We start from the raw sequence: 13,158 nt of genomic DNA on the forward strand, positions 1-13,158 counted from the left end.
CACGGATGGGCGTCAGGCCGCCCGGACGAGGGGGCGCTCGTCCGTGGAGCCGGCAGTAAAGCCGGCCTTTTCCACGGCCAGGACACTCAAGCGTTCGACGGCATGCGCCAGCGTACCGTCGACCTGACCGAGTTCGAGCTCGAAATCCTCCGGCTTGAGGTTCAGGCTCAGCAACGGGGCGAGCGCTTGCGGCCGGAACCAGAACATCGAGCCGGCGACAAAATCAAAGTCGAACGCCCCGATTCGATTGCTCTCGCCCAGGCGCGGCAGCAATGACGACAGCCACCAGTGGTTGAGGACATGTCGGTCGGGGTCGGCGAGCGAAATGCGCGACCAGGCCGGGCACATCAGACCAAGACTGTCGTCACAGCGGAAGCGGGCCGTGACGCGAGCGGCGACGGACGGGTCGAGCAGCGCCGAGTAAAGATCGTTGCGCCATTGCGCGCCATTGGCCAGTTGCAGCGATTTCTTGCCGTGGAGCTTGCAGACTGCCACGTACCGACGCGAGAGCAACTCGGGCAACAGGTGCAACATCGGCAAGATGTCGCGCCCGCGATTGGGCAAGGTCACGATATAGGCGTGCGGGAGCCGTTCGCGGATGCGGGTGAGTTCTTCGATGCTCACGTCTGGCCGCACACTGAGGAAGACATCCGCCCGCACACCGCTCGCCTCGATCGCATCGACAACGTCATCGAGCAGATCGACGTAGTACAGGTGCACCAGCATGGCGATATCGGATCGCTGCACGAACGCGTCGCGACTGGCGGCCAGCATGCGATCCACGTCGGGACTTGCGACGAGGTGCCCGCGCATGACGTTGGCCGTCGCATGCAGATAGGCGTAACCAAAACGGCGGTCGGGTTCGAGGTGTGCGCCTTCGGCCCATTCGTTCCAGGCATTGACGAAGACGAGTCGTTCGTCGCCCTGTGCGCGTTCGACCGTGCGCCGACACACGAAGGACAGCCACTTGGCATAGGACTCGGGCGTGGCATGGTGGAAGCAGTGGCCGCGGCCCGGCCGGCGAGCCTCGTTGTCCCAGCTCGGTACAACCGTCTTGTGCAGGACGAAGTCGGGTTCGGGCTTTTCGCAATAGCCCTTGGCGAGATCGCGGTAGTCGTAGACCTTGCCGTCGAACCCGGCGTTGAGCAGCGATACGCGATCGTTGATGGTGCCGACGGCAACCTGATGGGGAGGGAATTCGACGGCGGCGTCGCATCCGTACGGGCGGGGATCGCTGACTTCGAACGATTGCGCGGCCACGAGATAGATTTCGCCCAATCCCTTCTGTCGGCAGTGCTCGCGCCAGCGGGTAGTCGTTGCCATCGGGTCTGGCAGCAGCGAGATGCGGTAGACGATCAGTACGGCTCGTCCGTTGACACGCAGGTATCGTGCGTCGGAGAACATGGACGAGACGTCCGCGATGAAGCGCTCGTCCGATTCCGGGGTGTGCTCCTGAGAGATGAGCAGTTCGTTCTCGGAGCCGTCCCAGCGACGTGACCAGTTCTCGTTGGCCCAGCATACGCAGAAGGGCAGGTCGAGTTCCGGATGGGCGAGGTACTGGTCTAGCGGCCGTTCGAGCAGCCGGCGTCCGCCGAACCAGTAGTAGTGGAAACAGAACGCGCCGACGCCGTATTGCCTTGCGAGTTCAACCTGCCGTCGCATCACATCGATCACGCGCAAGTCGTAAAAGCCCAGTTCCGCAGGCAGGTGCGGCTGATAGTGTCCTTCGAACTGCGGCACTGCCTTGGAGACGTTCGTCCATTCGGTGAACCCGCGGCCCCACCATTGGTCGTTCTCGGGAATCGGATGAAACTGCGGAAGGTAGAAAGCGACCAGCCGGAGATCGAATTCGGCGTTGGCCAGCGAGTCCGTGGCGAGCGGCACGTATTCGAGGTCGACGCCCTTGACGCCCGCCGCTCGTGTAAACAGGCTGGCGTACATGCGCCCGTACCGGTCCGTGGAGGACGACACCACGCGTGCGTCGCACGGAGGAATCAGCCTCGTGGCCGGCCCGACCTCGCGAGCCCGCCATGCCTGATAAGCCGGAAGACGCCCGAAGATAACGTTCGCGCGACGCAGGATGGCGTTGCGCAGGCGACGCCGGAAATCCGGTGTCAGCGGCAGCAGATTGAACGTGCCGCGCAGCACGCGTACAACGGCTCGCGGGATGGCGCGCCATGCCCGGCGCGCGGCGCGCAAGGGACGCGTAATGCGCCAGCTCGTCGAGGCGACCAACTCGGAAATCTGCGCATCGCGTGCGGCTATGTGCCTTTCCAGCTCGGTATGCTGCCCAAGGAGAGTGGCGATCTGGCTTTGCTGATCGATCTGTATGCCGTCGCGCACCGCGATTTCCGCTTCGAGCGACGCGGCTTGCTCCTGGCGCAGTTCGCACAAGGCGCTTCTTGCCGCGATTTCGCGCTCGAGTTCGGCGCGGTGATCGGCCATCGCTGCCACGGTGCGCGTGATGGCCGCGACGGCGCTCGGCAACTCTCCGATATGGACGGGCGCTCCGGTGGATACCGCGACACAGGCATCCAGGGCCTGCCCAAGATGCTCGAAGGTTCGCAGAACGTTGTTGTCCTCGTTGACGAAGAGCGAAGCCAGCTCCGCACTCATCGGGACCGTACCGACATAGACAACGCCGAGTCCGCAGGAGTGGGCAAAGCGCAGCGTGGGGTATCGCGTCGACAATTCGTCCACGAGCCTGCCTACGCCAAATGCCGGATCTTCGATTGCCGTGTCATGCAGCAATACCAGCCCGCGCTCGCTCATCTTGGGCAGCCACGTCACAAAGTCGTGACGTACCGCCTCGTAACTATGCAGGCCATCGATATGCAGAAGATCGATGCTGCTGTCCTCGGCAAGGTGCACCGCGTCATCGAACAGCATCCGTCGCAAGGTCGAAAAGTGCCCATAGTGGACGTCGTGGTAGCTCTTGAGGCGCGTGAAAACGTCTTCGCTGTATTTGCCTGCATGGTCGTCGCCTTGCCAGGTATCGACGGCGACGCAGTGGGTGTCCAGCCGTAGGCGTGCCACCGCCTGGCAGAAGGCGAGGTACGAATTGCCCGAATGCGTGCCCAGTTCAACGATGAGCCGGGGCTGCGTGAGAGACGTCAGCGCGAAGGCAAACGGGACGTGGCCGATCCAGTTGTAGGGCTCGCTGACACGGGCGGGCGTGTCGAATATGACGGGATGGTCCAGTGGGTTGAAGCGGCAGGTCATTGCAGGATATCTATTCGGGTGAAGCGGTTTCGAGGCTGATCCGTTGCATCGGCAGCCCGACGAGGCCGGTCGACACCGACGTCGAGTGGGATCTGAAGAAGAGGGCGTCGTGTACCCAGTCGTGTTGGACATGGTCGTCCTGCGTGCCATCGCCGATGGCGGCGGCGAGCGAGTAGTCGCCCGCTGGCAGGTAGGGCAGATGGAACGAGAATCGCGCAACGAGTCGCTGGCCGTGTCGGGCAGGGCCCGGACGGCACGTGAGAAAGGTGTTGTCGCCGAACAGCGTCTGGCCAAGCCGGTCCTTGACGTAGAAGCCGACGATGGGGGCCTGCAAAGTGGCGTGGCAGGTCGCGTGTATCTCGACCGAAACCGGCTCTCCGCCCACCATCCAGCTCAATTCGCGACCGTCCTCGTCGAGCAGAACCACCTTGTCGATACTCGCCGAGCCATGCCCAAAGCGGGTGGCCTCGGCCTGGAACGCAAACAGTTCGATGTCGTTGCGCAACGGCGACCGATTCAGCCACGGCTGGCGCTGGTCGTGAAGAATGCGTGCTTTGGCGGGGGCCGCGGACGGACTTGCCGCGGCGCGTTGCTCTGTACCGAACAGCGTAGCGAGGTAGCTTTCGCACACGCTTTTGGCGGAACCCTCCTCACGCACGACGCCGTCTTCGAGCCAGATCGCCCTGTCGCAAAGGCCGGTCACGGCTTGTGTGTCGTGACTGACGAACAGCAGCGTGCCACGCTGGCGGAAACTGTGCAGGAAGCGCATGCACTTCTGCGTGAAGTGCGCGTCGCCGACAGCAAGCGCCTCATCGATGACGAGAATGTCTGCGTCGACATGAGCCATCACGGCGAATGCGAGGCGCACGAACATGCCGCTCGAGTACGTGCGCACCGGCTGGTCGAAGAACTCGCCGATCTCGGCAAAGGCTTGGATGTCGGGCAGGCGGGCGGCGATCTGGCGTCGTGGCAGGCCAAGCAGGCTGGCGTTGAGAAATACGTTCTCCCGGCCGGTAAAGTCCGGATTGAAGCCTGCGCCCAACTCGAGCAAGGCGGCCACTTTGCCATTGACGTGGATCGTGCCGCTGCTGGGGCGCAGCGTTCCGCACAGAATCTGCAACAGGGTCGACTTGCCGGCCCCATTGCGACCGATGAACCCGACCGTCTCGCCACGTGCGACGGAAAACGTCACGTCGCGCAGTGCCTGGTAGCCGCCGTCGCTTGCGCCATGCGTTCCGCGAAGTGCGTGCCAGAACGAACGCCACGGGCCACGGTTTGCAATGAAGCGTTTGCCAATGTGTCGTGCTTCGATCGCGAGCACCTCAGAGCACATCGGCAAAACTCCCTTGCACGCGTCTGTAGACCCCCAGCGAAACCCAGGCGAACAGCAGGCAGACGGCCAACTGCGCGAACCAATTGAGCGAGTTGGGTAGCACGCCGCGCGTTACCACGCAGCGCACCGATTCAATGCCCCAGGCGAGCGGGTTGAAGCGTAGTACGGATTGAAGCGGAGCGGGGACGGCCTCGGCCGGATACAGGATCGGGCTGGCAAAGAACAACGCGGTCACGGCGAAGCCGGTGATGTGGGAAATGTCGCGAACGAATGTGCCCACCGCGGACAACAGCCATGCGAGCCCGAGCCCCAGCAGCAGCGTCGGCAGCAGCGCGAGGGGCAGAGCCAGCATCGTCGCATGCAGTCCGTTGCCGGCGCCGGCGCTCATGATGACCAGCAGTATCAGCCCGACTATCAGCCCGAGGCTCGCGGACCCGACCGTCACGACGGGCAAGAGCGTCAGGGGAAAGACGACGCGTTTGACGTAGTTGCCTTGCCGAATGATCGCCATGGGCGCGGACGACACGATTTCGGCGATGAAGGCATGAATGATCATGCCGGAATAGGCCATGAGCGGATAACCCAGCGCATCGTCGCCCGCCGGCCCCGCCCAACGCGCGCGCATGATGCGTGTGAAGACGAGTGTGTAGATGGCGAGCATGGTCAGCGGCGCGAAGACGGACCAACCGAGCCCAAGCCACGATCCTCGATAGCGGGCTTCGACATCGCGCCGTATGAGCGCCCACAGCAGCGGAACTCGTTGGAGGCGTTGGCGAACGCGCTCTCGACCGGCGGACAACATCGTGGCCGCCCTCACGTCACTTGACCCATGCCCAGCCACGTTGCCAGCCGTCGCCAGCCGCGTTGAGCGTGGCGGTATCTCATGATGCGTGCCGGATTACCGACCGCCACCGCCATTGGCGGGACGTCACGCGTGACGACGCTGCCCGCACCGATGACGGCACCTTCTCCGATCGTCACGCCCTGCAGGACGATGCTGCGCGCGCCGATCCAGGCTCCCGCGCCGATGCGCACCGGGGCGCGGGTAAGCGGGTTGCGAGCCACGCATGGTTCGGCGGCGTCGAGTGAATGGCCCGCGCTGAGCAAGGCGGCGTGCGGGCCGACGAGAACGCCCTCTCCGATGTCGAGTCCGCCTTCGCCAGACAGATACGAACCCACGTTGATCACACTGCCGCCGCCGATGCGGATGAACGCGCTCGTATGAAGGTCTGCACCCAGGACGAGGCGTACGCCGTCAAAGAGCATGACCCCTTCGCCCAGCGAAATGCGCGCGGTGCAAACGTCCGGCCGCTGACGCACGAATGACACGGAGTCCGCGATGCGGCAGCCCGCCCCCATCTGATCAATGTGCGGATGTGCGTAGGCCACCGGTGGAATGCCGGTCGCGTCGGTCCAGATAGTCACCGCGCGTCCTGCATAGCCAAATTGGGTTGCGTTGGGAAAATTCTTTCTGCTGCAGACACGATGCCTATGTCATTCGGTAATAAAGCTGTGGAGCTTCCGAGTGTTCGGAAAAATCTTGGTTAAAAAACAAAGTCTTGTATGGGTTATGCCTTTGCCATGGAACCTGAATGCGGCTGCTCTTTGGCAAAGATGAGTGCGAAAAGCGAATCTAAAATTATCGCCCTTCCATGCGATTCCAATTCACGAAAATCAAACCGAAAACGGATCGAATGCCAAAGGTAATCATGCTGCGCGGCGCATTCCATTTGACTGTGATATCGGAAAGAAAAGTCCGATGGATGTAACGCCGACTGACTGGAAATGAACCTGATACAGAAGATACAAGCAGCACTCTTGAATGGCCTGAAGACGGTCGGATTTGCCGCGCCGGACGCGCTGCTCGACCGACAGAAGTGCTCACTCATTTCGATTCCCGTGGCCGGCGTGCCACGCAAGAACATCGAGGCCGCGATCAAGCTACGCCTGCAACAACTGGGCGTGGTGGCGCAACCGGGTTTTGCGTGGCGCGCCGGCGATGACGTCGCGACCGTCTGGTATTGGGACGACGCAGATCTGCCTGCCCCGATCACGGCATCACGGGCGCTTCCGTGGCCGGAGCCACTCTGGCGCGAACCATTGGCCGCTGGCGCCCGATTCGTCGCATGTCGTCGTGGCGTCGAGCTCGAAGGCAGGGGACACGGAGGCCTCTATCGCTCGCGGTGGTTCGCTGCATCTCCGGACGAACAGGACAGGTTGGCATTTCTGCGCGATCTGGGGGTCGACGCCGAGGCCGGCCTCGGCATCGATCGACCTGTGACGCTGCCTGAGAGTCGTCGCCCGCAGTCGGGTTGGTGCATGTGTAGCGGTGCCGCACCGCGCGTCGCCATGACAACGTGGCTCACGTGCCTGCTCGTGCTGGTTGCGGGGTGTGTTGCCATTGGACAGGGGGTGGAGATCCTGCGTGCGAATCAACGGATTGCCCGGCTCGCCGCGGAAAAGAAGGACCTGCTTGAACAGGGCCGCGCCACACGCCAGATCGACTCGAGTCTGCGTGCGCTGCAGCCGACCGTATCCGCTGCACGTACGCTGGCGAATTACACGAGACAGCTCGAATGGCTCTCCGCGTTGGCGGAGCAACGTATTCTTGGCCAGGATGTCGGCGCCGTCCTGACGGACTGGGCTTGCCGTGATGGGCGCGCGATCCTGACCGTCAGAGTGAGTGGCAACGCCAAGAGTGGCGACGTGCTGACGCGCCTGGAAGAGTCCGGTTTGTTCTCGGATGTCATGTTGTTGCCCGACCCGCCTGCCGGCACTTTGCGGATTCAGGCGACGCTAGCCGAACTGTCCCCGAGTGCGGAGCCTGCCGCGAGCACAAAAGACGCCAAGCCACGTTCTGGGGAGGTCTCCAATGCAAAGGGCTGAATCCCGAGTTGCTCACACGTCGGCGCGGCCAAGCCGGATCGACGCATTGCGCGCCGAACTGCGCGCTAACCATCGACTACGAATCTGGATGAGGGTCGGCGCGGGCGCGTTGATGCTGTGGGGCGTGCTTCACTTGCAAGATGTACGGAACGCTACGCAAAACCGTCTCGCCGATGCGGAAAAGCGGCAGCGGCTGCTAAAGCAGCAAGCGGGCGATTCAGCCACGCAGGCTGCACAACGCATGCGTCTGGCTGCTCTGACGCGCCAGATCGAAGACACCATCTGGCAATTCTCGTCACCCACGATCGGCCAGGCCGAGTTTGCGGAATGGATCACCACGCAGATGCGGGCGGCGGGCGTGAATGACGCCCGCGTTTCTCAACCGACCTTCCGCTCGTTGAGCGGCGATGTCCCGCAGGGCGCCGCCGCCACTGCGCCGTCGAGCACGAGCGGGACGTGTGCCGATGGCGCCTGCGGGCTGGTCGAACTGCGCGCCGGCGTGCGCTTCGCGTTCAATGCGGGGGGGCTCACCAAGGCGCTTGCGGCCATCGAAGGGGCGAGCCGCTTGTCCGCCGTCGAACAGCTCAATGCCAGCGCCCGCGAAGGCCGCGTCGACATGACTGTGGTGACCGTGGCCAGAGTGATTCCGATTGCGGGAACCGACCGCGCAGGGGCGATCGTCGCCGATGCGGGCGCGCCGTCGAATGGCGCTCCGGCCCCGGCGCCGGCCGCGCCCGCTCCGAAAAAGATCGTGCAGGTGAGGTGGTAGCCATGATCGTCCGACTCGCATTCATTATCGTCGTCGCCTGGATGATGGCTGCCGCTGTCGCGTGGTTCAGCGACTCCAGTGCCATCACCCCCGCGCCGCAGCCCTCGCCGTCCCGTGGCGCCGACCTCGAATTGCCGACGCGCGGCAGCGTTCGCCGCGCAACTGACCAGCTCAATCGCCACGGTATCTGGGCTGTCGCCGTCGCTGCTCCGGTTGAACAATCCGCGCCAGTCGCTGAAACCTGGACGCGGGTCGCATTCGTGAAGGAGCGCAATGCCATGGCGGTCCTGTTGGCGTCCCCATCGGGCCAGACTCAGCGCTTCGGTGTCGGAGACACCCTGCCGGATGGCAGCCGCCTGCTCGCCGTCACTCCGCATGGCGTGACCGTGCGCGGTGCCGATGGCAAATCGCAGAACCATCCATTCCTCAACTGACGACATGTCGGGGCCGATCGAGCGTCTCTGGGGCGCTCGACTTGCCCGCCTTGTCGTCGCCCGCCCTTCGGAAGACCATGCCGCACCCGTTCACTCAGCGCGCCTCTTATAGATTCCTGCGCCGCTTCAAACCGTTCGTCCCTGTACTTGGTTTATTGGCAGCGTCGGGCTGCGCGACCAGCGATTGGCTCACCGGTTCGCGCATCGACGTTCCCGCGCGGGCGCGAGACACCGAAGTGGAAACGCGGGAGCTCGACGGCAGTGGCGTTGCTGCGCGCCCGCGGACCGCGACGACGCCGTCTCTGCCGCCGTCGCGAAAGGCGAACCAGCAATCCGCTCTGCCGCCCTACAAAGAACCTGACACGCCGGGGTCGGAGGCCAGCGTCGTGTTCAATGCCATGCCGCTGCCGCAGTTCATCGACTCGGTGTTCGGCGTCGTCCTCAAAAAGACCATCAACATCGATCCGCAGGTCCAACAGCGGCGCGATTTGGTAACCATGCGGAGCGGCAAACCGCAAAAGCCGAGTGAACTTTACGAGGCGGCAAAGACCGTTCTTCGTGCATACGGGGTGACCATCCAGGAGCTCCCCGGCGTCACGCGGTTCGTGCTGGACAACGCAGACGTGGGCTCATTACCGGAGATCCGGCGCGGGCGTGCCTTGCCGGAAGTCCCCGATGCTGTGCGCCCAATCTTCTATCTGGCCGAGCTCGAGAACACAAGCGCACAGCAGGCGGTGAGCTGGTTGCGCACGACATTCCAGAACAAGGTCACCCTGCAGGAAGACAACGCCCGCAACGCGATCATGATCAGCGGAGCGCAGCAGAACGTGAATGCGGCGCTACAGGCATTGGGTGTGCTGGACCAACCGCTCATGCGGGGGCGCACCGGTGTTCGCCTGTCTCCGGTCTACTGGTCGGCTGAAGAGCTTTCCCGACGGCTCAATGACATCCTGGTAGCGGAGGGCTACTACTCGTCGATGCAGACGGGCTCAAACGCGCCGGTACTGATGATTCCAGTGCCCGCAGTGAACTCAGTGATCGTCTTCGCCAACAATCAGCAAGTGATCGATCACATCGTCAAATGGGTTGAGCAACTCGATCAACCGACTCAGGCGCGCAACGGCAATTACTTCATCTACCCCGTCCGGCATGCGGACGCCTCCGACATTGCTCAAACGCTCTCCGCCGTCATGGGCGGCGGACAGTCTTCAAGCATTGCAGCCGCGGCTGCTGGCTCGGCGGGCGCAGCAAGCGCGCCCGCATCGACGCGCTCCGGTCGCGCGGTGGTCGACAAGGCATCCAATTCGATCATCGTTCAGGCGTCGGCGGCCGAGTACCAGCAGTGGTTCGGTCTTTTGAAGGAACTCGATCGTCCTGCGAAGAGTGCGCTGGTGTCGGTCTCGGTGGCCGAAATCAGCCTGAACGAATCCGAGCAGCTTGGTTTTCAGTGGTTTCTCAACGCTATCAAGATCGGCGGCCTGAGCGGTTCCATGGCCCTGTCCAAACTCGCGGTTCCCAATGCGGGGCTCGCACTGCGGCTCTATGGCTCCGAGGCATCGCCGATCGTGTTGTTCAACGCCCTGGCCAGCACGGCACGCGTTCACATGCTGTCCAATCCAACCATTCTGACGCGTAGTGGCGAGACGGCAACCATCCAGGTCGGGCAGGAGGTCCCTGTCATCACCAGCCAGCAAAGCGATGCCAATACGAACTCATCGAATGGCGGTGTGCTACAGACAATCCAGTACAGGAATACCGGCATCATATTGACCGTGCGCCCAGTCGTTCATGCCGGTGGCCGCATTGATCTCGACATCAGCCAGGAGGTCAGCGCAGCCATCCAAGGTGCCGCAGGCGGCGCGCTATCGCCCAGCATCTCGCAACGAAAGATCCAGACAAAGCTCACCGCGATGGATGGCAACACTATCGTCCTCGGTGGCCTGATGAGCGATCAACGCAACAACACCGATTCGGGCATCCCGTGGTTGAAGGACATCCCCGCCATCGGCTACGCCTTCAAGAGCGGTACAAACGCCACCGACCGCACCGAGTTGATCGTTCTGATCACCGCATACGCATTGGCGGACGACTTCGACGCACAAGCCGTCGGCGAGGCACTTGTTAACCGGATGCCATGGGCGAAGCCCTTGCTCAAGGGCGCCGATGTCAAACAAGGCGAGAAGGGCGAGACTACGGCGCAGGAAGCCGACGCGACTGAGGCACCTGGTTCGGAAATGGACTAGGGGGCGGATAACAAGTAGCTACGTCCCATATGTGCAGTCAAAGTAGGGGCCTAAGAAAAGGCCCGTGCAACAAGATCTAAACATGCAAACGGGTTGCAAAAATAGTCGATGAAATTCATCGGCATATGCCAAAGAAGTTGCAGATTCATCTAGGAAAAATACCCCGTCATATCGGCGGGCTCGTGTTGATAGCAGGCAAGATGACGAGCGAATGTCCACCCAATAATAACGACGCCGAAGTTATAGGCCGCATGCGCATATTTCCTACCGGGGGCATGCAATCCAACGGCATTAAAGTTAGAGGACATATCTAGATGAAACAGAAACTCATTTTTCGCCTGATCGTGGGCGCCCTGGCAGGTGCGGCCGCTACCGCCAGCTATGCAGGTCAAATTCAGGCATCGTCGACGTCGATCGCTCGCGAGGTCATTACTGCCGACAACCAGCCGGTTACTTCGCCGACGGTCTCGTATCGTTTCTTCGGTGACGTTGATGCGCGTCTCAATGCCCAGACATTCCAAGTCCAATTCACCTTGGGCGGCAACGCCAAGTGGGACAAGGCCGGCGCCTTCAGTCACATCAAGGTGACTGACGGTGTTACGGCGGATGTTCTGGACCTTGGTACAGATTATGAAGTCGTTGAGCTGAGGAAGTCCGATGACGACAAGACCCTGTACGCGACCATCACGGTCTTCGCCGCTAAGCCGAAAAGTCTGGTGAAGCAGCCGCTGATTTCCATAGCCAGCGACTACGTCACTCCCGAGAATAACCCTACCATTGTCAATCTAAAGCAGATTGTGGGTACGGTCGAAGAGTGTGACGTTTCCGTCAAGACGCTGCCTGTGTCGGTCAAACACTATGTCGCATTGTCTCAGCCGACCCAGTTGGCGGTGGACAGTAACGCGACGCCCGATGAACACCTGCGTTCCGGTTCGACGAACGCCACGACGCTGATCACCTTCCCGACCAATATCCTTGTCAACGTGGTGAAGTCGTCCACCAATGCCAAGCTGGACGTGCGCGGCAACAACATGTACTTCACGGGTTCGACCTATACGGGTGAAGCGCCGTGGACGTCGTCGTTCTCGACGCAATACATCGCTGACTTGGGGCAGGTGTATCTGACCCAGAATGCCCAGGGCTACGATTCAGACCTTAAGCACGAGTACCTGTTGTCTGAGATGTCCAACGTCGGCACCGCTGCGAACATTGATGGTAAGGTGGAGGTCAAGAGTGCTACCGTCAAAGTGGCGGCGTCGCAAGGTTTCGTGCAAGGCGGTCGCGTATTTCTGGCTTATGAGGAGGCACCTGTCACAAATGGTACGCCGGCCGTCAATGCTTGTAATGCGAACGAAATAGCCACCACGTCGGTTCCCGTAACGTCGGCTAACATGGCAGGCCCGATTACGCTAACGATTCCGACGAACCAAGTTCTAAACGCATTTGGCGCAAACAAGGGCTCCTATCGCGTTCACGTTTGCTACGACGTCAAGAATGCGACCACCCCGGTTCCCGCATCGTCGTTCAACGTGACGGCAGCGACGTTGGTCAAGGCTAGCGCTGGTGAGCATAAGAACGAGCAGAACAACTTCTGTAAGGGCCCGCTGTATCCGTTGTCTGGCTCCATCAAGATTGATGTCCGTAACTATGCTTCCAACGGTCGTCAGGACGGCTGGCTGTCGGTGATCCGCCTGATCAATAACAGCGAAACCGATACGATGGACGTGTACGGCCAGTACATTCAGCGTGACGGCAAGTACGGCAAGTGGGGCAAGCTGGCGACGCTGGCGCCGCGTGCAGTGCTGCAAATGCTGCCGCAAGATGTCGATGCCAAGCTGACCAATGCACCGGCTAGCCCTGTGTCTGGTGAAAATGCTACGAACGCAGTGGCAACGGAAGGCGATGCACCGCGTCTGCGTATCACTTCGGACAATGGTTCGACGTTGCGTGTGCAGAACTATCTGTACAACCCGGCTTCGCAGAACTTCATCGAGGCCTCCGGTTCGCAGGGTGTGGATTTCACCTATGACGACAGCCGTTCCGGCACGATTGACACGACGCTGGATCAGGATGCGCAAGCAGGCCTGAACCACGGCAACTAAGCACCCTGAGTCCTCTCAAGTGCTAAACCCTCGGAGCGAAAGCTCCGGGGGTTTTTTCGTTGAGGTGCCCGCTTGCCGCGTAGAGACATGACTGGCTGCGCGAAGTCATCACGCTCTTCATGGTGTTCGGTTCTCATAGCACCCTTGAGGTCATCAAGGCTGGCCATTG

General features: G+C 61.7%; 9 protein-coding genes. 5 read left to right on the top strand and 4 right to left on the bottom strand.

The window, feature by feature from the left end:
- Positions 1-12: 12 nt before the first annotated feature.
- Genes ACDA63_RS15105 through ACDA63_RS15120 form a run of 4 tightly spaced genes read right to left on the bottom strand, consistent with a single transcriptional unit; the run spans position 13 to position 5,980 of the window.
- Positions 13-3,222 carry a glycoside hydrolase family 99-like domain-containing protein gene (locus ACDA63_RS15105; protein ID WP_373664103.1) on the bottom strand — a complete coding sequence of 1,070 codons (3,210 nt, stop codon included), beginning with the start codon at positions 3,220-3,222 and terminating at the stop codon, positions 13-15.
- A gap of 10 nt (positions 3,223-3,232) precedes the next feature.
- Positions 3,233-4,555 (bottom strand): ABC transporter ATP-binding protein, encoded by a 1,323-nt coding sequence (locus ACDA63_RS15110; protein WP_373664104.1) that lies wholly within the window; start codon positions 4,553-4,555, stop codon positions 3,233-3,235.
- Positions 4,545-5,357 carry an ABC transporter permease gene (locus tag ACDA63_RS15115; protein ID WP_373664105.1) on the bottom strand — a complete coding sequence of 271 codons (813 nt, stop codon included), beginning with the start codon at positions 5,355-5,357 and terminating at the stop codon, positions 4,545-4,547. Before ACDA63_RS15115 ends, ACDA63_RS15110 begins: the two co-directional genes overlap by 11 nt.
- Positions 5,358-5,368: 11 nt before the next feature.
- Positions 5,369-5,980 (bottom strand): DapH/DapD/GlmU-related protein, encoded by a 612-nt coding sequence (locus ACDA63_RS15120; protein WP_373664106.1) that lies wholly within the window; start codon positions 5,978-5,980, stop codon positions 5,369-5,371.
- A gap of 393 nt (positions 5,981-6,373) precedes the next feature.
- Here ACDA63_RS15120 and ACDA63_RS15125 point away from each other — a divergent pair, with 393 nt between their 5' ends.
- The 5 genes from ACDA63_RS15125 to ACDA63_RS15145 all read left to right on the top strand — a co-directional run bounded on the left by ACDA63_RS15125 (position 6,374) and on the right by ACDA63_RS15145 (position 12,989).
- Positions 6,374-7,441: a hypothetical protein gene (locus ACDA63_RS15125; protein WP_373664107.1), complete on the top strand. Its 1,068-nt coding sequence runs from the start codon at positions 6,374-6,376 to the stop codon at positions 7,439-7,441.
- A 241-nt stretch (positions 7,442-7,682) separates the two neighbouring features.
- Complete coding sequence (locus ACDA63_RS15130; RefSeq protein WP_373664108.1) at positions 7,683-8,210, top strand: hypothetical protein; 528 nt, start codon at positions 7,683-7,685, stop codon at positions 8,208-8,210.
- Between the two features lie 2 nt (positions 8,211-8,212).
- Positions 8,213-8,644: a hypothetical protein gene (locus ACDA63_RS15135; RefSeq protein ID WP_373664109.1), complete on the top strand. Its 432-nt coding sequence runs from the start codon at positions 8,213-8,215 to the stop codon at positions 8,642-8,644.
- 77 nt (positions 8,645-8,721) lie between these two features.
- Complete coding sequence (locus tag ACDA63_RS15140; RefSeq protein WP_373664110.1) at positions 8,722-10,887, top strand: secretin N-terminal domain-containing protein; 2,166 nt, start codon at positions 8,722-8,724, stop codon at positions 10,885-10,887.
- A 314-nt stretch (positions 10,888-11,201) separates the two neighbouring features.
- A complete protein-coding gene (locus ACDA63_RS15145) occupies positions 11,202-12,989 on the top strand; it encodes a hypothetical protein (RefSeq protein ID WP_373664111.1) in 1,788 nt (595 codons plus the stop codon).
- Positions 12,990-13,158 lie beyond the last annotated feature (169 nt).

The sequence above is a fragment of the Uliginosibacterium sp. sgz301328 genome (genome assembly GCF_041807905.1).
Lineage (GTDB): Bacteria > Pseudomonadota > Gammaproteobacteria > Burkholderiales > Rhodocyclaceae > JBGVSA01.

Bases quoted from the DNA above. Each gene is read 5' to 3' on its own strand.
- ACDA63_RS15105 (WP_373664103.1), bottom strand. From the start codon at position 3,222: ATGACCTGCCGCTTCAACCCACTGGACCATCCCGTCATATTCGACACG.
- ACDA63_RS15110 (WP_373664104.1), bottom strand. From the start codon at position 4,555: ATGTGCTCTGAGGTGCTCGCGATCGAAGCACGACACATTGGCAAACGC.
- ACDA63_RS15115 (WP_373664105.1), bottom strand. From the start codon at position 5,357: ATGTTGTCCGCCGGTCGAGAGCGCGTTCGCCAACGCCTCCAACGAGTT.
- ACDA63_RS15130 (WP_373664108.1), top strand. From the start codon at position 7,683: ATGCGTCTGGCTGCTCTGACGCGCCAGATCGAAGACACCATCTGGCAA.
- ACDA63_RS15135 (WP_373664109.1), top strand. From the start codon at position 8,213: ATGATCGTCCGACTCGCATTCATTATCGTCGTCGCCTGGATGATGGCT.
- ACDA63_RS15140 (WP_373664110.1), top strand. From the start codon at position 8,722: ATGCCGCACCCGTTCACTCAGCGCGCCTCTTATAGATTCCTGCGCCGC.
- ACDA63_RS15145 (WP_373664111.1), top strand. From the start codon at position 11,202: ATGAAACAGAAACTCATTTTTCGCCTGATCGTGGGCGCCCTGGCAGGT.